Raw genomic sequence first — 24,749 nt, forward strand, 5'->3', positions numbered from 1 at the left:
TGTCCAGATCTCCACGGGGAGCAGCCTGCGCGGCGCCCGCCCGCGCCGGGACGGAAAGCACGGTTCGCCGGACAGCGCGGCGGGGGACGGCGTACCCTTCCCCGCCGCGCATATGCCAGCGGCCCGTGTCCGGCGGACGGGCGCGGGGCTCAGTCCTCGTGCCGGCGCGGCTGGAGCAGGGTGCGGCCGTACTCGATCATCTTGGCGGCGTAGTCCGGGGTCCAGTCCGCCCGCTGGGCGACCTCGGCGTCGGACAGCGCGTCGAACCGGCGCGGGTCGGCGAGCTGCGCGGCGGCGACCGCCTGGAAGTCCGTTGCCCGCTCGGCGGCGGCCCGGAAGGCCAGGGCCAGTTCCGTGGAGCGGCGCAGCAGCTCCGCCGGGTCCTCGATCGACTCCAGGTCGAAGAATCGTTCCGGCTCGGGTTCGGCGGACTGCGGCTCGAACAGCAGCTGCACCGGACGCAGGCGCCTGGTGGGCTCGGACGACTCTGGGGAGTCGGGCATGGACGGACACCTCCGGGTCTCGGGTGGGGTGGAAGGAATCTGCTCCGGGCCGCGCCGCCCGGTCGTGGCCGCCGTCCATTGTCTCGCGGCGGTGGCCGGTAGCGGAACGGTGCGCACGCGAGCGCTATTCCCCGGCCCGCGCCGGGCGTGCGCCTCCCGCGCCGCGCTTCCGGATCGCATGCGAACCGGTTGTCCCGGTGTACCCGGTCGTCCGACCGAACTGGAGGGAACCCCCATGCGTGTGAGAAGAGGCCTCACGGCCGTCGCCCTGTCCGTCCTGCCCCTGCCGGGCGCGCTGCTCGCCGTCGTCACCGTTGCCGCCGTCGCCGCCCCACCCGCCGCGGCCGCCGAGACGGCGCTGGTGGTCACCGGGGAGCCGAGCGGCGCGGACGGCGTCTCGACGGCGACCTGCCCGTCCGGCACCCACCTGACCGGCGGCGGCTACCGGCTCCAGCCGGACGCGGACGGCCCGGTGCGCGCCACCGGCCCCACCGCCGACGGGCGCGGGTGGAGCGCACAGACGGAGCGGGGCCCGGTGGTGGCGTTCGCGGTCTGCGAGACCGAGGACTGACACCGGCGGCTACCTCAGGTGGACCCGGTGGCCGTTCAGGTGGTGCAGCACCTGGTGGTTGGCCTCCCAGCCGTCCGGAAAGGTCACCGGCACGCCCAGCTGCACCGGCTCGGTCGCGGGGTGCTCGTCCAGCAGCTCGGCGATCCCGGCCCGGGCCACCACGATGCAGGCGTGCCGGTGCCGGGAGGCGAGCACGCAGAGCCGGCCGGTCTCCAGGTGGAAGGCGGTCGCGTCGGGGCGCCCGGAGAGCGGGTGCAGCACCACGGTGACGTCGTACTCGCGGCCCTGGAGGCGGTTGGCGGTGTCCACCGTGACGGCCGGACCGGCCGCGCCGTCCACCGGCACGCCCGCCTTGAGCAGCGCCGCGCGCACGGCCGCCGCCTGGTCCCGGTGGGCGGTGCCGACGGCGACCCGGTCCGCGGTGAGCGGGGTCTCGCCCTGCTCGGAGTGGGCGGTCAGCCCCCGCTCCAGCAGCCGGCGGACGGTGGCCGCGACGGCCGCCACGGCCTGCGGGTCGGTCCGTACGGTGTGTCGGGCGGGCAGCTCCAGCAGGGCCCAGCCGTGCTCGGCGGCCCGGTCGATCACCGCGTCCAGGGCCGAGCCGTCCGGGCGCACGGAGGCCGTCAGCCGGCGGTCGTCCGGGCCGGTGCCGGAACGGAACGGCGTGTACGGGTAGAAGGCCCGCGAGATCAGCGGCGCGGCGCTGGCGGGCAGCCGCCAGGAGACCGGCAGCCGGTGCGGCTCGATCTCCGGGTTGTGCGCCAGCATGGTGACCACCGCGCTGCCGGACGGGTCGTACGACAGCCCGGCCCACTGCTCGGTGCCGACCACGGTGAACGGGTCCAGCTGGCCCGGGTCGCCGACGAACAGCGCCCGCTCGAACAGCCGGGCCACCGCGAGCAGGGCGTCCGAGCGCATCTGGTACGCCTCGTCGACGATCGCGTGCCGCCACGGGGCCTCGGCCCGCACCCACTGCCACTTGGCCGAGGTGGAGATCACCACGTCGTGCTCGACCAGGTCGGCGACCTTGTCGGAGGGCGTCACGTTGGCGTGCTTCAGCACCTCCGGGCCGGGCCGGGAGTCCGCGGCGTGCAGCCGCCCGATCGTCAGCTCCGGCGCCTTCCCGGCCAGCCGGCCGACCAGGTCGTCCACCTGGCCGTTGGTCTGGGCGACGATCATCAGCCGCTCGCCGGCCTCGACCAGCTCGCGCGCGGCCCGCACCACGAGCGTCGACTTCCCGGCGCCGGGCGGGGAGTCCACCACCACGCCGCGCGGGGCGCCGGCCGGCGGCCGGACGGTGGCCGCCAGGATCCGGGCCACCGCGGCGTCGGCGGCCTCGCCCGGGGCCTGCTCGGGGGTCATCGGACGGCTCACTCCCACTCCTCGGAGACGGACGGGGCGGACGGGGCGGGTACGGGCGCGGCGCCGGGCGGGCCGCCGTGGGTCCAGGGGGTGTCGTCCGGCTCGGGCAGCGGCGCGGACTGGCGCACCGTCAGCTCGAACAGGGTGAAGGTGACCGACTCGCCGGGCTCGGGCAGGCTGCCCGGCTCCGGCTCCTTCCGGCGGCCCATGCCGGAGAGCACCCGCAGGGTGAGGGTGCCCCCGGCGGTGTCCACCGCGACGATCTCCGCCTTCTGCGCGGACGGGCCGTGCACGCGGTGCACCTCCCGGCCGAGGTCCGCGTGCGGACGGTCGGCGGTGCGCAGGGTGACCAGCGGGCGCGGCTTGGGGGAGCGGCCGGTGGTGTCCCAGTCCGGCACCACCTCCGTGACCACGCCGCTGAACGCCTCGCCGGCCAGCCGGTGCTCGGCCATCGCCAGCGGGTCGTCCAGCGCCTCCTGGACGTCGAGCCGGGCCTGTTCGCGCTCGCGCTGGGCGAGCTTGCGGGCCGCGGTGACGGCGTCGTCCTGCCGGGGCTGCGGCGGCTCGCCGGCCGCCAGCCGGTCCCGGTGGCCGGTGTAGGACCAGCGGTCGCCGGTCCAGCGCTCCTCCAGGTGACCGGCCGGCGGCAGGGTCCGCAGCAGGTCCAGGCCCTGCCAGACGTCCCGCCAGGTGGGCAGCAGGACGGTCGACAGCGCCTCCTCCAGCGCCGTCACCGCGGCCCGCACGGCCGCCCGGGCGCGTACGGCGGCGGCCTCGTCGCGCTGCTCGGTGCTGTGTTGCAGGGCGCCCACCGCGGCGTCGTAGCGGGTGATCGCTGGGGCGAGCACGAACTCGTCGAAGCGGGGGTCGGTCGTCGGCCCGGCCGGCGGGTGCAGCAGCTGCCCCCGGTCGTCCCGGGCGGACTCGGCCAGCTCGGCCGCCTGCGCGCCGGTCAGACCGGCCGGCGGGTGGTGCCAGGCGAGCCGGGCCGCCAGGTGCTGGTCCTCCAGGTGGCTCTGGCCGGTCGCCCAGTGCCGGGCCAGCAGGCCGGTCATCGGCAGCAGCAGCGAGGACCCGGGCACCTGGGCCCGGTCGGTGAGGTGGGTCAGCCAGCGGCCGAGCAGCGGCACCCGGACCGGCGCCGGGTACGGGCCCGGTTCCGCGTCCTCGGCGGTACGGCGGAAACGGGTCGAGCGGCCGATCAGGGCGAGGTGGTGCACGCCCGCGCCGTTCGGCACGATCAGCTGCGGGGCGTCCGCGCACAGCTCGCGGAACACCTGGGTCTTCTCGCCGCTCTCCGGGTCCTTCTCGGAGCCCTCGATCTGCTCGACGTCCTCGGCGAAGGACTCCAGGTAGGGCAGCAGGTCGGCGGCCAGCTCGGCCAGGAAGTCGAACCGCAGGGTGCGGTTGAGCGGCTGCGGCACCAGGTGCAGCCGCGGCGCGTCCCGGTCGGTGCCGAGCAGCACCGCGAGCGGCGCGCCGGACTCGCCGGCGGCGGTCAGCGGGACCAGCACCATCGGGCGGTCGGACAGGTGCCGGTGCCGGACGGTGGCCAGCGGCTCGGCCCGGCCGCTGCGGACGGCCTCCAGCCGGGCGAGGGTGGTGAGCAGACTCATGCGCCCGCCCCGCTTCGCCCGGCGGTGCTCCCGCGGCCCTCGGCCGGGGCCGCTCCCGCGTCGCGCCCGCTCATGCGACGGCCCCCGGGGCGCCGGCTCCGGCGGCCGTGGCTGCCGCGGCCGCCGCTCCCAGGGCCTCGGCGCGCAGTGCGGCCGCGTAGGCCAAGCGCTCGGCGGCGTCGTCCGCGCCGTCCAGGTCCTCGCTCTTGGTGCCGGCGGCGGCCAGCGCCCCGGACACCGTCCGGATGCTGCCCAGCTCGCCGCGCACGCCCCGGCCGAGCTGCTCGACCCGGTCGCCGCAGCGGGCCCGGGCACGGCAGTGGAAGCCGAGTTCGCAGGTGGAGAGGCAGTCCGGGCTGTACGCGGCGGGCACCGCCTCGACCGAGGCGGCCAGCTGCTCGGTGGTCCGGGCCGGCGCGCCGTCCTCGTCGGCGGCCAGGTCGAAGCCGGCGTCCGGCGGCAGCGCCTCCAGCAGCCGGCCGATGCCGGTCAGCCGGCTCAGCTGGCGCCGGGTGGTGGCCAGTTCGCGGCGGACGTCCACGGCCACCGCGGTCGGCCGGTTGCCGAAGTCCTTCGGGCAGACCAGCAGCACGCTGGTGCGCGGGCTGCCCGCGAGCCGCTGCTCGGTGTACGGGTCCTCGGCGAGCGGCTGCCCGGCCGCCGCGGCGGCGGCCTGCTGGAGCGCCAGCACGTACACGGCGGCCTGCCGGGCGGCGGCGCCGACCTTGGCCGGGTCCGCGCTGCCGTCCAGCACCGGGAAGGACTTGATCTCGACCACGGTGCACCGCCCGCCGTGCACCACCAGGGCGTCCGGCTCCAGGTAGGCGGTGCTGCCGGCCACCGCCAGGCGCAGCATCGGGTGGTCGAGCAGCGTCCAGGCCTCCGGGTCGGCGGCGGCCGCGGCCAGTGCCTCGGCCGTCCGGTCGGCGCGTACGGCCGGGCCGGAGCGGTGCAGCAGGTCCGGCACCCGGAGCGGGGCCCGGTCGTCCGCCGGGAGACCCAGGTGGTGGCGCAGCGGCTCCAGCAGCGGGGCGTAGCCGTCCGCCTTCAGCCGGGACTCGAAGATCACGCCGCGGGCGATGGCGAAGGGGGACTGGCCGAAGGGGGCGGGGCGGCCGAGCCGGGCCGCCAGCGCGGACTTGTCCACCCCGGCCGCGTCGAGCACGGCGCGGCGGTGGCAGCCCGGATTGGCGGCGAGCGCGGCGAGGGAGCGGGCGTTCAGACTGCGTTGCGGGGCCGGTCCGCGCAGCTCCGCGAGCCGCTGGGCGAGCGGCTCAGCGGGCCCGCCCGGCAGGACGTTCGTCGAGACGTTCATGGTGCGGCCCAGTGTCGCATCCGGGTCCGACAACGCGGTGCGGACCGGCCGTTGGACGACCGGGCGGTACACCGGTCGGCACCCGGGGCGGCCGTGGTCGGACCCCCGGCGGACCGTGCCGGCCGGCGTGCGGCCGCGCCCGCCGCCACGGGCCCCGCGATCGTGGCCGCCGCCCGGGTGGGGGATCATGGAGCCCGGTGCTCAATGGTGAGACCGACCGTTGCCACCGCCCTGCTGTCGCTAGGAGCCCCCATGCCCGCCCGCATCGTGCTGGTCCGCCACGGCGAGACCGAGTGGTCCGCCACCGGCCGCCACACCGGCCGCACCGACATTCCGCTGACCGAGGAGGGCCGCGCGATGGCCCGGGCCCTCGGCGCCCGTCTCGCCAAGGCCCCCTGGAACGGGCTGCCGGACGCGCTCGTCCGCACCAGCCCGCTCGGCCGGGCGAAGGAGACCTGCGAGCTGGCCGGTTTCGGCGACCGGGCCGTGGAGCGCCCGGAGCTGATGGAGTGGGACTACGGCGCGTACGAGGGCCGCACCGGCGCGGACATCCGGGCCACCGACCACCCCGGCTGGCTGATCTGGCGCGACGGGGTGCCCGGCGGCGAGAAGCTCTCCGACGTGGCCGCCCGGGTGGACGCGTTCCTGGCCGGCCTCAACGAGGAGCACGGCGTCCCGGAGCCGGACACCACCGTGATGCACTGCGCCGACCGGGACGTGGTCCTGTTCGCGCACGGCCACCTGCTGCGCATCCTGGCCGCCCGCTGGCTGGGGCTGCCGCCCGAGTACGCCCAGCGGTTCAAGCTCGGTACGGCCGCGCTCTGCGTGCTGTCCTGGGAGTACGGCGCGCCGGCGGTGGAGATCTGGAACGACCTGTCCCACCTGGACGGCCTGACCGCCGGGCACTGAGCCCGGGCGAGGCCTGCCCGGGTCCTGCCCAGGTCCTGTACGGGTTCTACGCGGCCGCCGCCCGGTCGTAATCGGTCAGGAACCGGCGCACCTCGGGCACCGCGACGTGCCGGCGCAGCCGTCCCGCGGTGTCCGCGAGCATGCTCCGGATCCGGGCCGAACCGACGGCGTCGAACAGCGCGACGGCGGCCGAGCCGTGGTGCGCCGCGCCCGCCAGGTCCCCGCGGCCGAGCCGGTCGTGGGCCAGCTCGGCGGTGTACAGCACCCGGTTGCGGAGGAAGTGCGGCTCCTGGAGCGTTATCGCCAGCACGGCCTGCTCGCTGGCGCGGTCCCAGTCGCCGAGCGCCGACCAGCACTGCGACTGGAGCCCGGCGATCTCGGCCTCGCCGAAGAAGGACATCCACTCCGGGTCCCGCTCACCGGGGCCCCGGTCGAACAGGGCGTACGCCCGGCCGAGGGCGCGCTCGCAGGAGGCGCGGTCCTGGAGCAGGGCCCACGCACCGGCCTCGCGCATGGTCAGCAGGGCGAGCAGCCGCTCGGAGTCCAGCTCCCGGGCGGCGACCTGCCCGGCCTGGGCGGCGCGCAGCGCCTCGCGCGGGCGGCCGGCGTCCCGGGCGAGGAAGGCGCTGTTGCAGAAGACGTGCGCCTCCAGGCCGGAGTCCCCGGCCATCCGGGCGGTGGCGAGCGCCTCGGAGTAGAACGAGCGGGCGTCCGCGAGACGGTTCGAGTCATGGGCCAACCAGCCGACGGAGATGGCGAGTTCACCTGCCCCGGCCTGGAGCCGGCGCTCCGTCTCGGCGCTGTACTCGCACTCGTTGAGCAACACGTAGGCGTTGCGCAGCGACCGCCCGGCGAGCTCGTACAGGGCGTCGGCGCCGTGCGCGTCGTCGGCCAGCCGGATCTCCCGGACGGCCTGTTCGACGCCGAACACCTCGGCGGCGCCGATCCGGCGAGACGGCGCCACCGGCCCGGGGCGGCCGGGCACCAGCGGTTCGCCGCCGAGCAGCGACGGTGCGGTGAACTCCGCACCGGGGAAGGCGCCTCGGCCGGTGAGCGCACCGGAGGCGCCGTCGGCACCGGCCTGCCGGCCGACGGCCGGTGCGGGTCGGTCGATGCCGATCACGGCGGCCAGCGCGGTGGTGCCGCCGGCCAGGAACGTACGGCGACGCACGTCGTCGTTCTCCTCGTCGAGATTGGGCGATCCATCGAGCCCCCGGGGCGCCGTCCCGGGACTCGGCCACGGGGGCCCGTCCGGAGCGGCTGGATCCGCGTACGGCGAGGCAGCGTAAGGGAGTTGAGTGGAGATTGGTGAGCGCGGGGCGGGCGGGGGCGGGAACGTCGGGTGGAGCGGAGGCGGTTCGCTCCACCTGCCGGATCCGGCCACCGGGCGGCGGCGGACGGAGGTCCGGGGGGCGAAGCCGAGGTCGGTGAGCGTGCGGTCCGGCCACATGTGCCGGAACACCCGCTCGTAGGCGTAGTTGGGGCAGCGGATCTCACCGGATTCGACCCGTCCGACGTAGCGGGCGTCGCAGGACACGTGCTCGCCGATCTCGCGGGCGGCCCTGCGGACGGCCGTGGCGAACTCGCCGGGTGAACGGTCGCCGCGCAGCGCGCGCATCACGGGGTTGGGGGACGGTCGGTTCGGCTCGGCCGGTGGGGTGGCTGCCATGGCGCCGAGGGTACTCGGAGTCACCGAGCGGCCACATTCGGTTGGCGGGACATTCCTTGTCAATACGGGGCGAAAGGGGCGATGTTGCTGGGTATCCGCCATGAAATGCCATGCCTTGCTGTAATGCGCCCCGTGGCCTGCGGCGCGGGCCCCGCGTTGTGCTGGTACGCGGAAAAAGCCCATGCCGTCGCCCCGGCCCGTCCCAGCCCGGCGGCCCCGCCCAACGGCTGTGCTTCCGGACCGACGAGGTACAGGAGAGCCCATGATGGCCACCGGACTGCCGCAGTACCGACCCGTCCGCGGGGGAGTGCTCGCCGCCGCGGCTCCCGCCCTGCTCCCCGAACCCGCCGACGACCGGCACCCCGGCCGGGGACCGGTCGAGGGCGGCCGCACCCCCTGCGGCGGCCGCCGGCGCGAGCGTACGACCGCCGACGAGGGGACCTCCGTCACCGCCTGCGACACCGTGACCGTCGCCCTGCGGCACGGCCTGGAAGCCGTCGACATCCTGAGACTGCGCCGCGCCTGCGGAGCCGTCCTGCAGAGCCGCAACGGCAGCACCGTCTCCTTCCTCGTCCCGGCCGGCACCTGGGAGACCTGGCACCTGCCCGGCAGCTCCTGTACCGCGGGCGCGCTCGTGCCCGCCACCACCGACCCGCGCTGGGTTATCCCGCCCTCCGGCGCCGGCCGCACCGCACGCCCCACCGACGCCTGGGTGCTCCGCTCCGCCCTCTGCGAGGCCGCCTGCACGCTCACCGCAGGCGGCCTCGGCCCGTTCTAGCGGGCGTGCCGCGCGGATCCCGCCGGGCCCCCGAATCTCCGGCCGGGTCCCCGGGGCACGCCCCTGACCTGTGGGTGTTCCACCCCGACGGCGATAATGGCCGGTATGGGACGAAGCAGCAGAGCCGCGCGCAGCCCGGAACCGGCGGCCACCACCGGACCGGACGGACGCACCCACGCCCAGGGCCCGCTCAGCCGCCCCGTCGGCTCCGGCCTCGCCGAACTGCGCCCCGACCGCGACCGCCCCGCCGCCTGGTCGCTGCTGATCGACGGCGCCCCGCAGTCCCTGGTCGACCTCGCCGACCCCACCCACCTCGGCTTCGAGTACCAGCGCCGGCTCGGCCACCTGATCGACCTGGTCGCCCCGCCCGGCCGCCCGCTCACCGTCCTGCACCTCGGCGGCGGCGCCCTCACCCTGGCCCGCTACACCGCCGCGACCCGGCCGCGCTCCCGCCAGCAGGTCGCCGAGATCGACACCGCGCTCACCGAACTCGTCCGCGCCGAACTCCCCCTGGACCGCGGCTGGCAGATCAAGGTGCGCGGCGCGGACGCCCGCAGCGTGCTGGAGCGCACTCCCGAGGACAGCGTCGACCTGGTGATCACCGACGTCTTCTCCGGGGCCCGCACCCCCGCCCACTGCACCACCGTCGAGTTCACCACCCTCGCCGCCCGGGCCCTCGCCCCCGGCGGCTGGTACGCCGCCAACATCGCCGACGGCGGCGCCCTGCCCTTCGCCCGCTCCCAGGTCGCCACCCTCGGCGCGGTCTTCCCCGAGCTGTGCCTGATCGCCGACCCCGCCGTGCTGCGCGGCAAGCGCTTCGGCAACCTCGTCCTGGCCGCCGCCCACACCCCCCTCCCGGTCGCCGACCTCACCCGCCGCGCCGCCTCGGACTCCGCCCACGCCCGGGTCGAACACGGCCGCGCCCTCACCGACTTCGCGGCCGGAGCCGTTCCGGCGACGGACGCCACGGCGGCCCCGTCCCCGGAACCGCCGCCGGGGGTGTTCCGCTGACGGCCGCGGTCCGGCGCCGCCAGCGGTGAACCCCGGCAGCGCCGTGCCGCCCGCCGCAAATCCGTTGGCGGACGACCGGATCGCGGCCGACAATGGCGCTGCCGTCCGGCCACCGACCCGAGGGGGAGCCATGGAGATCAGACCGGCCCGGCCGGACGAGGCCACGCTGCTCACCGGCATCGCCCTGCGGTCCAAGGCGTACTGGGGCTACGACGAGGCGTTCATGGCCGCCTGCCGGGCGGAGCTGACCGTGGACGCCGGCGTGATCGAGCGGTCGGCCACGGTGGTGGCCGAGCACGGCGGGCGGGTGCTGGGGTTCGTCTCGTTCTCCGGCGCCCCGCCGACCGGGTCGCTGGACCAGCTGTTCGTCGAGCCGGAGTCGATCGGCCGAGGCGTCGGCCGCGCGCTGTTCGAGCAGGCCCGGGGCCTGGCCGTGGAGCTCGGCCTGCGCCGGCTCACCATCGACTCCGACCCGAACGCCGAGCCGTTCTACCTCGCGATGGGGGCCACCCGGATCGGCAGCGTCCCGTCGGGCTCGATCCCGGGGCGCGAACTTCCTCTGCTGGTCCTGGACCTGGCCGCGCGATAGGCGGGCTGCCGCTGCCGCCACTGCCGCTGCCGCCTGCCTGTCCCGGCCCGCGCCCGGCGGCGGGAGACGCCTCGGCGGCCCCGGGACGCGCGCGGCCCGACGCCGCGGCTCGACCGACCCGGGACCGTTCGCTGCCGGAGAGGCACCGAGTTCCGGGCCTTCGGTCCTCGGCCGGGCGATGCCCCGCCCGTGCCTCGCGATGCGCGTACCCCGGCGTCGGCCCGCTCGTTCTCCGGGTGGACGGCGGGGGAGCGAGTTCAGTGCCCGCGTGGCAGCCCGCGGTGCTTCCACATGGCCGCCCCGGTGAGCAGCAGCCCTGCGGCGATGGGGGCGAGGACGGCGGTCGCGGTGGCGGAGCCGTCATGGGAGGTGGTCGCCGTGGCGGTGTCGGCGATGGCCACCGTCGCGGGCGTCCGGCCGGGGCCGGCTCCGGCGGGGGCCGTGGAGTCCGCCGGCCGGTTGGGCTCGGCGGCGGGTCCTGCCTGGTCGACGGTCGTGGCCGTCGCCTCCTGGACCAGCGCTCCCTCCGCGGCCTGGCGCTGCCGGGGAACGGCGGGAAGGGTGCCGTCGGGTCGGCGGCGGGCGGCGGAGGACAGGCCGGCGGGTCCGCCCTCGCGGGAGGCGCGGGGACCGTCGGGCCGGGCCTGGGCGGGGAGGGTGTCGAGGAGGCCGGAGGCGAGCGCGAAGGCGTCGGGGACGGCCGCCCGTTGGCCGGGCAGGGGAAGGCCGCCGGCCCGGATGCGTTCCTGGAGGGTGCCGCCGACCGCGCTGGTGGTCCCGTCGGCCGGGCCGTTGCCGGCCGGTTCCCCGGCGGCCCCGGGGGAGCGGTCCGGCGGGCCGCCCGCCGAGGGTCTGCCCGTCGGGGGCCCGGACCCGACAGGACGTTCGGCTGACTGCCCGTCGAGGGCGGGTCCGTCGAGCACCGGCCGGTCGAGCGCCGGTGCGCCGGCCAGCGCGCGCCGGACGGCGGGCCGGGCCGGGTCCGGCGGTGGGTCGGCGGCGGCCGCGTACGCCCCGGGGGCGCCGACCCCCCAGAGCTGCGTGAGCAGGGCTCCCGCGGCGGCGACGACCCGGGGGCGGGGCAGCCACCGGGCGATCCCGCGGCGGGCACCGGCGCCGCCGCGAGGGGCGGGTTCCTGGGGCTTGGTCGCGTGATTGGCTCGCACGTGAATCGAGAACGAGCGGCCGGGTGGTGAGGTCACGCCCGCCGTCACGGACGGTCATCGCGCGGGTGGCCCCGGGGCCGGCGCTCCCGGGGCCAACGACCGCGTGGTGGTCAGGAGTTGGGGCGCAGGGTCCAGGTGACCGTCATCACGCCGGTGACGGCGCCGTCGGCGCGGGTGATCTCGACGGTGACCGGGAACTCGGGGCGGCCGCCGGCGTCCAGCTCGGCGACGATCTCGGCGGCCGGGCGGCCGAGCACGGCGGTGGCGGTGACGTCGCCCATGGCGAGCTTCTTGTACGCGATCTCGGCGTTCACGGCGAGCGGCACGGCCCGGGACAGCTGGTCGCCGAAGGCGGCGAGCACGATGCAGCCACTGGCGGACTCGGCCAGCGTGAACATCGCGCCGGCGTGCGGGCCGCCGACGTGGTTGTGGTAGGCGGGCTGGTCCGGCAGTCGGAGCACGGCCCGCTCCGGGGTGGTCTCCAGGTAGTCCAGGTTGAGGGTGTGCGCCATCGGCACGGTGTCGTCGAGCAGCTTGCCGATCGTGGGTGTGGTCATGGCGACGATGTTACTAGCCGGTAGCTTCCGGTGGCAGGGGGTCGGCCGGAAAGTCGACCCGGCGGGTACGTGTGAGGGAGCGCACATCCGGGCGGGGGGCGTGCAACTGAGGCCGTGCACAGCTGAGGGAGCGCGAAAACGCCCGAGGGGCCGATCTCTTGAAGAGATCGGCCCCTCGGGCTCTGGGGTGAGTGACGGGACTCGAACCCGCGGCCACCTGGACCACAACCAGGTGCTCTACCAACTGAGCTACACCCACCATCTGTCCGGTCCGTTCCCGCTCTCGCGTTCCCGTTCCGACAGGAAGAACTCTACAGGATCCGAGAGGGTGCTCGCGCCAGGGTTTCGACCCGGCTGACAGGCACCTTCTCCGACCCTCCGGCGGGGTTCCGCCGGGCCGTTCCAGGAAGTGGACCGGCCGGCGGCCCCGGGTTCAGCTCGCCGGGGACCGGTACTTCCCGGCGATCGCCCGCGCCGTGTCGGCGTCCGGGCCGGGCTGCGGGACGAACACCGCCTCGCGGTAGTACCGCAGTTCGTCGATGCTCTCCCGGATGTCGGCGAGCGCCCGGTGGTTGCCGCCCTTCTGCGGGCTGTTGTAGTACGCCTTCGGGTACCAGCGGCGGGCCAGCTCCTTGATCGAGGAGACGTCCACGATCCGGTAGTGCAGGTGCTTCTCCAGGGCCGGCATGTCCCGGGCCAGGAAGCCGCGGTCGGTGGCCACCGAGTTGCCGCAGAGCGGGGTCTTCCCCGCCTCCGGCACGTGCTCGCGCACGTAGGCGAGCACCCGCTCCTCGGCCTCGGCCAGGGTCACGCCCTCCTCCAGCTCCTCCAGCAGCCCGGAGGCGGTGTGCATCTCGCGCACCACCTCGGGCATGTTCGCCAGCGCCTCCGCCGGCGGCCGGATGATGACGTCCACGCCCTCGCCGAGGATGTTCAGCTCGGAGTCCGTCACCAGCACCGCGACCTCGACCAGGGCGTCCCGGTCGAGGTCGAGGCCGGTCATTTCACAGTCGATCCATACCAAACGGTCATTCACACAACTCACCCTACGGCGCGATCACGCGCCGCGGGGACCGGTGGAGCCGAGCGGGGTGCCTCGGCCTGGTGCTCCTCCGGCCCGTCGTGCGTGCCGGGGCCGTCCGGGTGCTCGCCCTCCCGGCCGGCCCGGACCGCATGGCCGTCCCGTCCGGCCCGGACCTCGCGCGCCGCCCGGGCGCCCTCGGTCGAGGGCCGGCCGGGCGCCTGGCCGCGGACCTGCGGAGCCCGGGCCTGGCGACCGCGGAGCTCACCCGGCCCGGAGCCCGGCTGCCCGGCCGGGGCCGGCATCCGTCCCGCGGACGAGCCGTGACCGCGCCCGGCCGCACCCGGCTCGTCCGCGGGCCGCTCGGCCGCGCTCCGGTGCCCCTGGCCCTGACCGCGGACCCCCGGCTGCGGGAGACCGTCCTCCGCCGCCGCGTGCTCCGCGGTGCGCGGCGGACGTCCGGTCCCCGCCCCCGGTCCGGCCTGCGGCGGAACCACCGGCGGCCGCAGCGGACCGCGCCCCGCCGCACCCTGCTGCCCGGGGTGCGACTGCTGGGCGGCCTGCTGGTGCGGGTACGGCTGACCGGCCCGGACGTGGAAGGGCTGGCCGGTCGGCGTCCCGACCTGGCCCGGACCGAACCCGCCGGGCTGGCCGTGCGCACCCGGCTGCCCGTGACCGACCTGCTGCCCCTGCTGGCCGTGCGGCACCGGTTGCCCGTGCTGCCCGACCGCGAGCGGCGCCCCCGGACCGGCCGGGAACGGCTGCGCCGACGGCACACCGTGCGCCCCGCCGAACAGCGGCCCGCCCGCCGGCGCGACCGCGCCCGCCGGGTGCGGCAGCGCTCCCGGCAGCCGCAGGTCGCCGAGCGCACCGGCCGGCGCGCTCGGCTGCTGACCGGGACGGCGGGCCCGGTAGCTGGTCCGGTACGCGGCCGGGGAGACCCCGAGCTGGCGCCGGAAGTGCCCGCGCAGCGCCACCGGCGAACGGAACCCGCACCGGCGCGCGACGTCGTCCACCGACAGCTCCGAGGTCTCCAGCAGCCGCTGTGCCTGGAGCACCCGCTGGGTGATCAGCCACTGCAACGGCGCGCTGCCGGTGAGCGTGCGGAACCGCCGGTCGAAGGTGCGCCGGCTCATGTACGCGCGAGCCGCCAGCACCTCGACGTCGAACTGCTGGTTGAGGTTCTCCAGCGCCCACGTGACCACCTCGGCCAGCGGGTCGTTGCCGATCTCTTCCGGTAAAGACTGATCGATGTACTGGGCCTGTCCTCCGCCGCCGCGGCGGCTCGGCACCACCAGGCGGCGGGCCAGCGCGTTGGCCGCCTCGGCGCCGTGGTCGCTGCGCACCACGTGCAGGCACAGGTCGATTCCGGCGGCGGTGCCGGCGGAGGTCAGCACGTCGCCGTCGTCGACGAACAGCTCGCGCGGGTCGACGTGGACCCGCGGGTAGCGCTTGGCCAGCGTCGGCGCGTACATCCAGTGGGTGGTCGCCGGGCGGCCGTCGAGCAGACCGGCGGCGGCCAGCACGAAGGCGCCGGTGCAGAGCCCGATGATCCGGGCGCCCTCGTGGTGGGCCTTGCGCAGGGCGGTGATCGCCTCGACCGGCGGCGGCTGGGAGATCGAGCGCCAGGCCGGAACGACGATCGTGCCGGCCCGGGCGAGCGCCTCCAGGCCGTACGGGGCGGAGAGGGTCAGGCCGCCGGTGGTGGCGAGCGGACCCTCCTCGCCGGCGCAGACCAGCAGGCGGTAGCGGGGCACCCCGGCGTCCTGACGGTCCACGCCGAAGACGGAGAGCGGGATGGAGCTCTCGAAGATCGGGGCGCCGCCGAAGATCAGCACGGCGACGGTCTCCCGGCGGCGCCGGCCGGACAGCTTGCGCGGGGCGGAGGACGCCATCGGGGTCGGGGAGCCGTTCGCGCCGGGCCCGCCGTGGCCCAGCGGGCCGTGGCCGGAGCCGAGGGCGAGGCCGCCGAGCGGACCGCCGCCCGGGCCGGCGGCGGGGGCGCCGTTCAGGCCCGGGGTGCCGCCGCCGTAGCCGGGGTGGCCGGAATGACCGGCGTGGCCGGCGTGGCCGGGATGGCCTCCGTAGTGGCCGGGATGGGCGAGGTGTCCGGGGTGGCCGGAATAGCCCGGGTGTTCGCCGCCGTAGGACTGGCCGGGACTGACGGGTCCTCGGCTGACGGGCTGTCCGCCGAACGACGACTGTCCGCCGAAGGCGGGCTGGCCGCCGTAGGGGGACTGGCTCCCGTAGGGCGTCGCCACGCCGTGGTCCGCGGCGGTCGGCGTCGCACCGGGACCGCCGCCGGCGCCCGCCCCGGGGGAGGGCACCGTGGAGTACGAGGAGTGCGAAGCGGCGCCCTGGGGGCCGGAGGTTCGGGTGGTGGCGATCGCGGTGGTGCCAGTGCCTCTCGCGGACCGACCCGCGCCGCCGGCCGCCGCCTGGCCGCTGTCAGGACCCGCGTCGCTCCTGCTCACCCTGCTCAAGGCGCTCAAGCCCCCTCGGTGGTGTGGTGTGGGTGGTGCGGCACTGCTGGCCAAGATCGAAATCTATCGGGTGGACCATTGCCGTTGTGACAAGTTCACCATCCGACGCTATGTCGACATGGCAATTTGGCGTGATGCATTCGATCACGAAGCGTGGCACCCGTCGACCTTTCTGGGAAGAGGGCCGGGGCAACGGTGGCTGGTTGTCGCGGGACGGTTCCTGGGGCGTCCGGCTCCGGTGCGCCCGGCCGGCTGGTCTGGGCTGCGGATTTGCCCAAGCGGGAGGGATCGGCGCGAAATTGACCGAAAATCGGCGGTGCACGAGGGGGCGCACGGGGAGAAGTCGTGCGCCTCCCAGGCTTCATCCGGCCAAGCCCAGAACGGGGGAACCGGGAACCGGACCGCCGGGTTACGGTCCTGCCGTGAACACCAGCAGCCGGCTCGAACGGGCCAACGACAATGCCGCCGCCTTCTGGCTCGCCCAAGCCCGGGTCCACGGCTGGCAGTCCCGCACCCGCCCGGGGCTGACCGCGGTCCGGTGCGCCCGGACCCCGGACGACGCGCACCGCGTCGTGGTGACCCGCCCCTACGACGAACCAGCGCCCTTGGCGCAGGAGTTGGCGGACCTGATGGCCGAGTGGTCGACCATACGCTGCACCGTGGAGGACCCGTACGACGGGCTCGACCTCACGGGCCTCGGGGCCACCCGGATGCCGATCATGCCGGTGATGGTCCGGGACCCGGGACCGGTAGAAGGTACGACCGCCGTCCTGCCCGCGGTCTCGGAGGCGCGCGGAGGCGGAGTCCTGACGGTGGATGAGGCGCGGGACGGCGACAGCTTCGCCATGGTCGAGCGGGCCATCGTGGAAGGCTTCCCGCTGCCCGCCCGACAGCCCTGGGTCCGGGGCGGAGCCCTCCCAGAGCAACTGCTGGACGTACCCGGCTGGCGGGGCTGGCTCGGCCGCGTCGACGGCGCGGTGGCGGGCACCTGCCTCACCTATGACGACGGCCGGGCCACCGGCGTGTACTGGGTCGCCACCCTGCCCGACCGGCGCGGCCGGGGCGTGGCCGGCGCCGTCCTCCGGACCGCGCTGGCCCACGCACACCCGGACCGCCCGGCCACCCTGGTCGCCACCTCGCTCGGCGAACCTCTCTACCGCAAGCTCGGCTTCGTCGAGCAGGCCCGCACCTGCTGGTGGACCCGCACGTCGGCGGCGCCGGTGGGGTAGCCGGGGCGGGGCGGGGCGGGGCGGTGGCTGCCGGGTGCGGGTGCCGGGCGGCGGGCAGGGGGGGCGGGTGCCGGGCGGTGGGTGGCGGGCAGGGGCGCGGTGACGCCGGCGCGCGGCGGTGCTGGGATGCGGCGGGGACGGTGGGGACGGCGGGATGTGAAGGGGGCGGCCGGGCGCTACTGGGCGGCCGCCACGGCGGCTGTGGACGCGGTGGTGGCCGAGCGCGATGCGGAAGATGCGGACGATGCCGTGCCGGGCGCAACGGTGAGGGCGACCGGGGCGGGTGCGGCGCCGTCGGGCCTCGGGCGGACGGTCGTGGCTGCGGTCGTGGCTTTGGCCGTCGCTGTGATCGGTGCGGGGCGGAGGCCGTCCGGGGCCGGGCCCGGTCTGCCGGCCGCCCGGGTCCCGGAGTCCGCTCCGGTGTCCGTGCGGGCCTCGGCGATCACGGCAAACCCGCCTGATCGGTTTCGGACACCGGGCCCGCCCGCGGGGGCGGGCTCGCCGGCCGGCCCGGTCGTTGCGGAAACGGATGCGCTCGGGCCGTCCAGGGCGGCCATCGCGGGATGTGCGCCGGACCGTGCGCCGACCAGCGCCGTCGCGTAGCCCGGCATCCCCGCTGCCGTCTTCCGGAGCGGCCCGTCGGAGCGGACGCCCGGTCGGGGCGAGGGCGCGTTCCGTGCGGCGAGGACCTGGCCGACCGCCTCCGGCAGACCGGCCGCCTTCAGCGTCGGCCGGTAGCCGCTCTCCGCCCACGGCCGCCCATGGTGCAGCCAGACGCTGCGCAGCCCGGTCAGTTCGGCACCGGCGATGTCGGCGGGTGCGTGGTCCCCGATCATCCAGGTGTGGTTGGCCCAGTCCCCCGTGGGTGCGACGCCGCACCGTTGGGCGGCCATCTCGAAGATCAGCGGGTCCGGTTTGACGCAGTCGGCCTCCTCGGAGATGACCCAGCCGTCGACCAGCGGGCCCAGTCCGGTCCGCCGGATCTTCTCCAACTGCGGCCGGGTGCCGCCGTTGCTGACGATCCCGAGCGTCCACCCGGCCGTCCGGGCGGCTCGCAGCGCCTCGATGTGCCGGGGCGGGCAGTGGATATGGGAGTTGATGCCGCGTCGGTAGTGGGCAATCAGGAAGTCGGCAGAGACGTCCAGCCCGTAGCGGCGCCGGACCGCCGACAGTACGGTGCTGCGCGGAACGTATCCGCCGCCGTCGAGGGTGACGAACCACTCGAGGTCGCCCGGCGGGAGATCGTGTTCGGACAGGAAGTCCTGCGCCCAGGCCCGGTAGGCGGCGTCCCGGGGCAACAGGGTGTTGTCGAGGTCGAACAGGAGCAGGGGCATGCCAAGCATGGTGCCAGCGGCCGAGCCTATGCACCTGGCAAATGCCAGACGGCGTCGCGAAGCCGTACGGAGTGGCCGAAACGGCCTCCGTGCGCCTGCGGCGGGCGGTGACGCGCGGGCCGTCCGGGGCTGTTGGGGCAGGTCGGACGTCACGGTTCGCGACGCACCGCAACGGATCGTCGCCGATCCATGACAGTCCGGTCACGGTGTCCCGTGGGGCTGTTGCGCCGCCCGGTCCGCTCAGTCAAGCTCCAGGGAACCTCCTTTCCGGAGGGGGCGCGATCGCCTGTGGGCGGGGCGCACTGCCTCAGCGGGCGCATCCCCCTTTCGCGGGAACAACGTCGCTCAGGGGCTTCCTCGCTGGGCGGGGCCCCAGGCCCGTCGTACTCTGAAAGGAACAGGTCACATACGGTGCTGCGCGGCGCAGACCGACGTCATCCCGTGGGCGGGCCTGCTGCCCGGGCAGCGTTGTTCTCCTCTCCTGTCGGCCCCTCTCCATCGAAGAGCCGTGAGCCATGGCTGGTTTTGAGCCTCCCCGACCGGTCGAACCGGACACCCTCCGCAGCGTGGGCCCGGCGGGCGGGTCTGCCTGCGACCGTCCCGACGAACCGGCCGAAGTCCGTGCCGACCGGCAGGGCGACGACGACCGTGATCGCCGCAGCGGCCACCTCGGTGAGGGCCGCGAAGGCGGTCTCGACGACGCCCGTGACGACGACCGCGAGGGTGGCCACGGCGACGGTCGCCGGGACGGCCGCGGGGACAGCGGCGCGGGCGGGTCTGCCGGCCCGCGAGCCGATGGACGAGTCGATGAACGAGTCGACGAACGGGTCGATGGACGAGCCGACGCGCACGCCGAGGCCCCGGGCCGCGTCCCGGGCGTACGGACGGGACGCGAGCGAGCCGACGCCGCCGAGGAACCCGAGGCGGCCGGAGCGGCCCGTGCGGCCCGGCCGACCGACGTGGCCCGGCCGACCGGCGTGGCCCGGCCGGCAGAGCCAGGGGAGTCCGGCCCGGGGCGTGACGGCCCGCCGGGCTTCGCGCGCGCTCTGCGCGGCCTCGCCCGTCGGGGCAGCCTCGCCCGCCGTGAGCGCCAGGGGCCCCGCCAGCGGCGTGGCGAGCCCCCGGCCGACCCTGCCGGGTCTCCGGTGACGGGCCGCCTGGGCCCGGGCGCCGAGCGTCCGGAGGCGGCTGCCGGCGCGGCCGGCCCGCTGGGTGGCCACGCCGAGCCGTCCGGGCAGGAAGCCCCGGCGCCGTCCCTCGACCCGGTGTTCCAGCACGGTGTGGTGGTCGGCTTCGACGGCTCGCTGTCGAGCGAGCGCGCTCTCGCCTACGCCGTCGGCATGGCGCGCCGTTCGCAGTGCGGTCTGGTGATCGTGCACGTCGCCAACCGTCTGCCCGCCACCGTCTGGGCAGGCTGCGAGCCACCCGTCTTCGTCGACCTCCCCGACCACCGGACCGAGGTCCTCGGCCTGGAGCTCGCCTGCGCGGATTTCCTCACCGGGGTGCCGTGGATCCTGGTCGAGCGCGGCGGGGACATCTGCCACGAGATCGAGGAGGTCGGTCGTGAGTACGCCGCCGACGCGATCGTCGTCGGCACGACGCACGGCCTGCTCGGCAAGATCTTCGGCTCGGTCTCCGGACGGCTGGCGCGGCGGGCCAACCGTCCGGTGATCGTGATCCCCTGAGGTCTCTCGTTCCTGAGGCTTCTCACGAAGCCTCCCCGAGGTCTCCTCCTGCTGCCTCCTCCATCGTCGGGCTCCCCAACTCTGTTCGCGGGGAAGCGCGTTGAGTGGTGCGCGACCAGGTGGGCGCAGCTCAGGAGGTGACCATCAGGGTGTGGTCGTCACGAACCGACGCCGAGTTCCCGGGCGATGAGCATGCGCTGGACCTCGGACGTGCCCTCCCCGATTTCCAGGATCTTGCAGTCGCGCCAGAAGCGGGCGACCGGGAATTCGTTCATGAAGCCGTACCCGCCGTGGATCTGGGTCGCCTCGCGGGCGTTGTCGACGGCGGCCTCGGACGAGTACAGCTTCGCGATCGCGGCCTCCTTCTTGAACGGTTCACCGTGCAGCAGCCGGGAAGCGGCGTCCCGCCAGGCCAGGCGGGAGGTGTGGGCGCGCAGCTCCATGTCGGCAAGCTTGAACTGGATGGCCTGGTTGGCGCCGATCGGCCGGCCGAAGGCCCGGCGCTCGCCGGCGTACTTCACGGACTCGTCGACGCAGCCCTGGGCCAGGCCGGTGGCCAGGGCCGCGATCGCGATGCGGCCCTCGTCGAGGATCCGCAGGAACTGGGCGTAGCCTCGGCCACGCTCGCCCAGCAGGTTGGCCGCGGGAACGCGGCAGTCGGTAAAGGACAGTTCGCGGGTGTCGGATGCGTTCCACCCGACCTTCGAGTACTTCTTCGAGACCTGGAATCCGGGGGTCCCGGTGGGCACGATGATGGAGGAGATCTCCCGTGCAGGCGAGCGGAATTCGCCCTCTTCACTCGAACGAGCGATCGGTTCGGTGAGTGCGGTGACGGTGACCAGACCGGTGATGTCGGTACCGGAGTTGGTGATGAAGCACTTGGTCCCGTTGATGACCCACTCGTCGGTGGCCTCGTCGTAGCGCGCCGTGGTGCGGGTGGCCCCCGCGTCCGACCCGCCCTCCGGCTCGGTGAGGCCGAAGGCGCCGAGGAGTTCGCCCGAGGTCAGCCGGGGCAGCCACGTGCGCTTCTGCTCCTCGGTGCCGAACCGGTAGATCGGCATCGCGCCGAGCGAGACGGCGGCCTCCAGGGTGATCGCCACCGAGGAGTCGACGCGGGCGAGTTCCTCCAGGGCGAGGCCGAGGGCGAAGTAGTCCCCGCCCATGCCGCCGTACTCCTCCGGGAAGGGCAGGCCGAAGAGCCCCATCCGCCCCATCTCCCGGACGATCTCGTAGGGGAACTCCTCCCGCTCGTAGAACCCGCCGATCTTCGGCGCCACCACGTCCTGGGCGAACTCGGCGACGGTGCGCCGCAGTTCCTCGTACTCGCTGCTGAGCCTGTGGTCGAGCATGGTGATCCTCCTGGCGCCCGGCCGGGTCGGCCGCGGACGTGAGCGGGGTGACCGGCGTCCGTCGGACGGTGTGACGGACGCGCGGTGTGATGTGAGGGACGGGTGTCGGGCGGTGCGGGTGGTGCGCGGCGCCGGCCGGGTTGCGGGCGGTCGGCGCCGGGACGGGTGCGGGCGGGTCAGCTCCCGGTGGAGCCGAGCAGCGCCTGGACGGCACGGGAGGGACTCGGGCGGCCGAGGCGCTCGGCCATCCAGCCGCTGGTCGCGACGAGCGCGCGCAGGTCGACGCCGGTTCGGACGCCGAGCCCGTGCAGCATCCAGACCAGGTCCTCGGTGGCCAGGTTGCCGGTGGCGCTCTTCGCGTACGGGCAGCCGCCCAGGCCGCCCGCCGAGGCGTCCACCGTGGTGACGCCCTCGCGCAGTGCCGCCAGGGTGTTGCTGAGCGCCTGGCCGTAGGTGTCGTGGAAGTGCACGGCGAGCCGGTCGACCGGGACGCCGGCCCGCGCGAAACCCGCCAGCAGGGCAGTGACCTGGCCCGGAGTGGCCACCCCGATGGTGTCGCCGAGGCTCAGCTCCGCGCAGCCCTGCTCCAGCAGCTGCACGCCGTACCGGACCACCTGGTCGACCGGGACGGGGCCCTCCCACGGGTCGCCGAAGCACATCGAGAGGTAGCCGCGGACCGCGACCCCGGCCTCGGTGGCCCGGGCCACGACCGGGCGGAACATCGCCATGGCCTCGTCCGCCGAGCGGTTGAGGTTGCGGCGGGCGAAGGTCTCGGTGGCGCTGGCGAACACCGCGATGTCGGACGCGTGGTGGGCGAGCGCGCGGTCCAGGCCGCGCTCGTTGGGCACCAGCACCGGCAGCCGCAGGCCGGGGTGGCGCTCCGGCAGGCCGGCGAGCCGGGGGAACAGCTCCTCCGCGTCGGCCAGCTGCGGTACCCATTTCGGGTGAACGAAGCTGGTGGCCTCGACGGTGCGCAGCCCGGCGGCCGCGAGCCGGGCGATGAACTCGGCCTTCACCTCGACCGGCACCGAGGACTTCTCGTTCTGCAGGCCGTCGCGCGGTCCGACCTCGTGGATCCGGACCTCCTCGGGCAGGCCGGGGGCGCGGACCGGGTCGGGCAGGCCCAGGTCGAGGGCGTCGGGCTCGCGGGCGGGGGCGGTGGCGGGGGTGGTCACGACCGGACCTCCGCGGGCTCGGCGGGGGCGGCGACCGGATCGGCCGCCGCGTCCCCGGCCGCCGCGTCCTCGACCGGGGTGACCACGACCAGCAGGTCCTCCATCGCGACGGTGGCGCCGGCGGCGGCCCGCAGTTCGCTCACCACGCCGTCGTGCGGTGCGGCGATCACGTGCTCCATCTTCATGGCCTCCAGCACGAGCAGGGGCTGCCCCTTGCGGACCGTCTCGCCCGCCGTGGTCTTGACGACGGTCACGGTGCCGGGCATCGGGGCGGTGAGGGCGCCGTGGTGCGCCCCGGCCCCGGCGGCGCTCTCGACGACCGGGTCGTAGGCGTGCAGCGGCCAGGCGTCGCCCTCGATGCCGAGCCAGGTCACCGGTCCGGCGGCGAGGCCGGGGGTGGCATCGGTGGCCAGTGAGAACGTGGTGCGGAGGCCGTCGACGGTCAGGTGCAGCCGGTCGCCGGCCAGGGTCGCGCGGGCGCGGTGCGCGGGGCCCTCGTCGAGCCGGAGCTCCACCTCGCGGGTGGTCCCGGCGGAATTGTCAGTGGCATCGGCTACGTTGCCCGCAGTGATCGAACGGATGCGCACCGCCACCGGGTCCTGGCCGGGGGTACGGAGTCGGTGAGTGGTCCAGGCGGGGGTGCCGCCCAGGCGCCAGCCGGAGGGAAGGGAGAACGGGTCGGTCCAGCCGTCGGGGTCGGCGGCCGGGGTGAGTTCCAGGTGTCGTGCCAGTGCGGCCGCGTAGTAGAGGAGGTGAGCGGGTGACGGTGCTTCGAGCGCCGCGGTCGGGTCCGCCGCAGCCGCGTCCGGGGTGATCGCGTTCACGGGGGAGTGCGGCGAGGTGAGCAGGGCCGGCTGCTCCTGGGCCGTCCGCTCCACCAGGCCGGTGTCCAATCGGCCGGCGGCGACCTCGGGGTGTGCGAGCAGTCGGCGCAGGAAGCCGGTGTTGGTGGTGATGCCCAGGATGCGGGTGTCGGCCAGCGCCGCGCGGAGCCGGCGCAGCGCGGTCGGGCGGTCGGGCCCGTACGCGATGACCTTGGCGAGCATGGGGTCGTAGGCGCTGGTGACGACGGTTCCGGCGGCCACTCCGGAGTCGACGCGGATGCCCTCGCCCCGGGGCTCGTCCAGGGTGAGGATGCGGCCGCCGGTGGGCAGGAAGTCCCGTTCCGGGTCCTCGGCACAGATGCGGGCCTCGATGGCGTGGCCCAGGAAGGAGACGTCGGACTGGGTGAAGGAGAGCGGTTCGCCGGCGGCGACGCGCACCTGCCACTCGACCAGGTCGAGCCGGGCCGAGTCCGCGCCGACCGCGACGGCGAGCTCGGTGACGGGGTGTTCCACCTGGAGACGGGTGTTCATCTCCATGAAGAAGAAGTCCCGCACCCCGTCGGTGTCGGAGGCGGCGTCAGGGGCGTCCGGGTCAATGCCGGGGACGATGAACTCCACGGTGCCGGCACCGGTGTAGCCGCAGGACTCCGCGGCGCGGACGGCCGCGGCGCCCATCGCGGCGCGGGTCTCGGCATTGAGGAGAACGGAGGGAGCCTCTTCGATCACTTTCTGGTGGCGGCGCTGCAGGCTGCACTCGCGCTCGCCGAGGTGGACGGTGGTGCCGTGGGCGTCGGCCAGCACCTGCACCTCGATGTGGCGCGGCCGGTCGACCCAGCGCTCCAGCAGCAGGGTGTCGTCGCCGAAGGCGGTGCGGGCGACGCGGCGGGCGGCAGCGATCTCGGTGGGCAGGTCGGCGCGGTCCCGCACGAGCCGCATGCCCTTGCCGCCGCCGCCGGCGGACGGCTTGAGCAGCACCGGGTAGCCGATCTCGTCGGCGGCGGCGACGAGTTGATCGTCGGTGGGCGCGGTGGCCTGGCTGCCGGGGACCACCGGGACACCTGCGGCCCGGACGGCCTCCTTGGCATTGATCTTGTCGCCCATCAGCTCGACCGCACCGGGAGGAGGTCCGATGAAGGCGAGGCCCGCGTCGGCGCAGGCGCGGGCGAAGCCGGGGTTCTCGGCGAGGAAGCCGTAGCCGGGGTGGACGGCCTGGGCGCCGGTGCGGCGGGCGGCGTCGAGGATCCGGTCGGTCCGCAGGTAGGTCTCGGCCGCCGAGCTGTCGCTGCGGTCGGCCGGGCCGAGCCGGACCGCGACATCGGCCTCGCGGACGTGCGGCGCGTCGGCGTCCGCGTCGCTGAACACGGCGACCGAGCGGATGCCGAGCCGCCGCAGGGTGCGGATCACCCGGAGGGCGATCTCGCCGCGGTTGGCGACCAGAACTGTGTCGAACATGGGAGGCGTTCCTCCGGGTCGAGGGGAGCCGTACGAAGGAGGTGGCGGTGGGCGGTCGGGGCGCCCCCGGGGGGGGGGGGGCGCCGCCGGGGGTGGGACCACCCGGGCGGGGGGGGGGGGGCCGCGCGGGGGGGGACTGGGGGGGGGGCGA

Annotated in this window: 20 protein-coding genes, 1 tRNA gene and 1 pseudogene; 7 read left to right on the forward strand and 15 right to left on the reverse strand. The window is 75.6% G+C overall.

All coding sequences use genetic code 11. The features are described from left to right. Positions 1 to 149: 149 nt before the first annotated feature. Positions 150 to 503, reverse strand: coding sequence for a hypothetical protein (locus ACFVVA_RS22050; RefSeq protein WP_380664254.1), 354 nt, complete (start codon positions 501 to 503; stop codon positions 150 to 152). Positions 504 to 738: 235 nt separating this feature from the next. Here ACFVVA_RS22050 and ACFVVA_RS22055 point away from each other — a divergent pair, with 235 nt between their 5' ends. Further along, positions 739 to 1,074, forward strand: coding sequence for a hypothetical protein (locus tag ACFVVA_RS22055; protein WP_387691829.1), 336 nt, complete (start codon positions 739 to 741; stop codon positions 1,072 to 1,074). Positions 1,075 to 1,083: 9 nt separating this feature from the next. On the opposite strand, the gene ACFVVA_RS22060 is transcribed toward ACFVVA_RS22055, so the two are convergent. From ACFVVA_RS22060 to ACFVVA_RS22070, 3 genes are all read right to left on the reverse strand, one after another. Further along, entirely contained in the window at positions 1,084 to 2,436 is a 1,353-nt protein-coding gene (locus tag ACFVVA_RS22060) for an AAA family ATPase (RefSeq protein ID WP_387691890.1), read from the reverse strand. An 8-nt stretch (positions 2,437 to 2,444) separates the two neighbouring features. Then, on the reverse strand, positions 2,445 to 4,052 hold the full coding sequence (locus ACFVVA_RS22065; RefSeq protein ID WP_387691831.1) for a hypothetical protein: 1,608 nt from the start codon (positions 4,050 to 4,052) through the stop codon (positions 2,445 to 2,447). Positions 4,053 to 4,122: 70 nt separating this feature from the next. Then, complete coding sequence (locus tag ACFVVA_RS22070) at positions 4,123 to 5,367, reverse strand: hypothetical protein (RefSeq protein ID WP_387691833.1); 1,245 nt, start codon at positions 5,365 to 5,367, stop codon at positions 4,123 to 4,125. Between the two features lie 252 nt (positions 5,368 to 5,619). On the opposite strand from ACFVVA_RS22070, the gene ACFVVA_RS22075 reads away from it, so the two are divergent. After that, positions 5,620 to 6,276 (forward strand): histidine phosphatase family protein, encoded by a 657-nt coding sequence (locus tag ACFVVA_RS22075; RefSeq protein WP_387691835.1) that lies wholly within the window; start codon positions 5,620 to 5,622, stop codon positions 6,274 to 6,276. 46 nt (positions 6,277 to 6,322) lie between these two features. Here ACFVVA_RS22075 and ACFVVA_RS22080 read toward each other — a convergent pair whose 3' ends face one another. Next, positions 6,323 to 7,945, reverse strand: a complete 1,623-nt coding sequence (locus ACFVVA_RS22080) for a tetratricopeptide repeat protein (protein WP_387691837.1) — start codon at positions 7,943 to 7,945, stop codon at positions 6,323 to 6,325. Between the two features lie 262 nt (positions 7,946 to 8,207). Between ACFVVA_RS22080 and ACFVVA_RS22085 the strand changes: the two genes are divergently transcribed. The 3 genes from ACFVVA_RS22085 to ACFVVA_RS22095 all read left to right on the forward strand — a co-directional run bounded on the left by ACFVVA_RS22085 (position 8,208) and on the right by ACFVVA_RS22095 (position 10,323). After that, on the forward strand, positions 8,208 to 8,723 hold the full coding sequence (locus ACFVVA_RS22085) for a hypothetical protein (protein ID WP_387691839.1): 516 nt from the start codon (positions 8,208 to 8,210) through the stop codon (positions 8,721 to 8,723). Positions 8,724 to 8,828: 105 nt separating this feature from the next. Then, entirely contained in the window at positions 8,829 to 9,734 is a 906-nt protein-coding gene (locus ACFVVA_RS22090; RefSeq protein ID WP_387691841.1) for a spermidine synthase, read from the forward strand. Between the two features lie 130 nt (positions 9,735 to 9,864). Continuing rightward, positions 9,865 to 10,323, forward strand: coding sequence for a GNAT family N-acetyltransferase (locus tag ACFVVA_RS22095; RefSeq protein ID WP_387691843.1), 459 nt, complete (start codon positions 9,865 to 9,867; stop codon positions 10,321 to 10,323). A 257-nt stretch (positions 10,324 to 10,580) separates the two neighbouring features. Here the strand turns inward: ACFVVA_RS22095 and ACFVVA_RS22100 are convergent, their stop codons facing one another. The 5 genes and pseudogenes from ACFVVA_RS22100 to ACFVVA_RS22120 form a co-directional block, all read right to left on the reverse strand. Beyond that, entirely contained in the window at positions 10,581 to 11,489 is a 909-nt protein-coding gene (locus tag ACFVVA_RS22100; protein WP_387691845.1) for a hypothetical protein, read from the reverse strand. 110 nt (positions 11,490 to 11,599) lie between these two features. Continuing rightward, a complete protein-coding gene (locus ACFVVA_RS22105; RefSeq protein WP_359908975.1) occupies positions 11,600 to 12,046 on the reverse strand; it encodes a DUF4442 domain-containing protein in 447 nt (148 codons plus the stop codon). A gap of 183 nt (positions 12,047 to 12,229) precedes the next feature. Beyond that, positions 12,230 to 12,305, reverse strand: a tRNA-His gene (locus tag ACFVVA_RS22110). Positions 12,306 to 12,479: 174 nt separating this feature from the next. Further along, positions 12,480 to 13,082 carry an oligoribonuclease gene (orn, locus tag ACFVVA_RS22115; protein ID WP_387691847.1) on the reverse strand — a complete coding sequence of 201 codons (603 nt, stop codon included), beginning with the start codon at positions 13,080 to 13,082 and terminating at the stop codon, positions 12,480 to 12,482. Positions 13,083 to 13,672: 590 nt separating this feature from the next. Further along, a pseudogene (locus ACFVVA_RS22120) lies at positions 13,673 to 14,962 on the reverse strand (helix-turn-helix domain-containing protein); the annotation flags it as partial. Positions 14,963 to 15,972: 1,010 nt separating this feature from the next. Here ACFVVA_RS22120 and ACFVVA_RS22125 point away from each other — a divergent pair. Continuing rightward, a complete protein-coding gene (locus ACFVVA_RS22125) occupies positions 15,973 to 16,779 on the forward strand; it encodes a GNAT family N-acetyltransferase (protein WP_387691849.1) in 807 nt (268 codons plus the stop codon). Between the two features lie 176 nt (positions 16,780 to 16,955). On the opposite strand, the gene ACFVVA_RS22130 is transcribed toward ACFVVA_RS22125, so the two are convergent. Together ACFVVA_RS22130 and ACFVVA_RS22135 are read right to left on the reverse strand one after the other, a co-directional pair. After that, complete coding sequence (locus ACFVVA_RS22130; protein WP_387691851.1) at positions 16,956 to 18,113, reverse strand: HAD-IA family hydrolase; 1,158 nt, start codon at positions 18,111 to 18,113, stop codon at positions 16,956 to 16,958. 434 nt (positions 18,114 to 18,547) lie between these two features. Then, the gene (locus tag ACFVVA_RS22135) at positions 18,548 to 18,964 is read right to left on the reverse strand and encodes a hypothetical protein (RefSeq protein WP_387691853.1); all 417 of its coding nucleotides are present in this window, start codon (positions 18,962 to 18,964) and stop codon (positions 18,548 to 18,550) included. A 357-nt stretch (positions 18,965 to 19,321) separates the two neighbouring features. On the opposite strand from ACFVVA_RS22135, the gene ACFVVA_RS22140 reads away from it, so the two are divergent. Further along, positions 19,322 to 19,798 carry a universal stress protein gene (locus tag ACFVVA_RS22140; protein WP_380351429.1) on the forward strand — a complete coding sequence of 159 codons (477 nt, stop codon included), beginning with the start codon at positions 19,322 to 19,324 and terminating at the stop codon, positions 19,796 to 19,798. A gap of 158 nt (positions 19,799 to 19,956) precedes the next feature. On the opposite strand, the gene ACFVVA_RS22145 is transcribed toward ACFVVA_RS22140, so the two are convergent. The 3 genes from ACFVVA_RS22145 to ACFVVA_RS22155 form a co-directional block, all read right to left on the reverse strand. Continuing rightward, positions 19,957 to 21,147 (reverse strand): acyl-CoA dehydrogenase family protein, encoded by a 1,191-nt coding sequence (locus tag ACFVVA_RS22145; protein ID WP_387691855.1) that lies wholly within the window; start codon positions 21,145 to 21,147, stop codon positions 19,957 to 19,959. A gap of 176 nt (positions 21,148 to 21,323) precedes the next feature. Further along, positions 21,324 to 22,322 carry a hydroxymethylglutaryl-CoA lyase gene (locus ACFVVA_RS22150; protein WP_387691857.1) on the reverse strand — a complete coding sequence of 333 codons (999 nt, stop codon included), beginning with the start codon at positions 22,320 to 22,322 and terminating at the stop codon, positions 21,324 to 21,326. Continuing rightward, complete coding sequence (locus tag ACFVVA_RS22155; protein ID WP_387691859.1) at positions 22,319 to 24,598, reverse strand: biotin carboxylase N-terminal domain-containing protein; 2,280 nt, start codon at positions 24,596 to 24,598, stop codon at positions 22,319 to 22,321. The genes ACFVVA_RS22150 and ACFVVA_RS22155 overlap by 4 nt, the downstream gene beginning before the upstream one ends. Between the last annotated feature and the right edge of the window lie 151 nt (positions 24,599 to 24,749).

The organism is Kitasatospora sp. NPDC058048 (assembly GCF_042885555.1).
Taxonomy (GTDB): domain Bacteria; phylum Actinomycetota; class Actinomycetes; order Streptomycetales; family Streptomycetaceae; genus Kitasatospora; species Kitasatospora lactacystinica.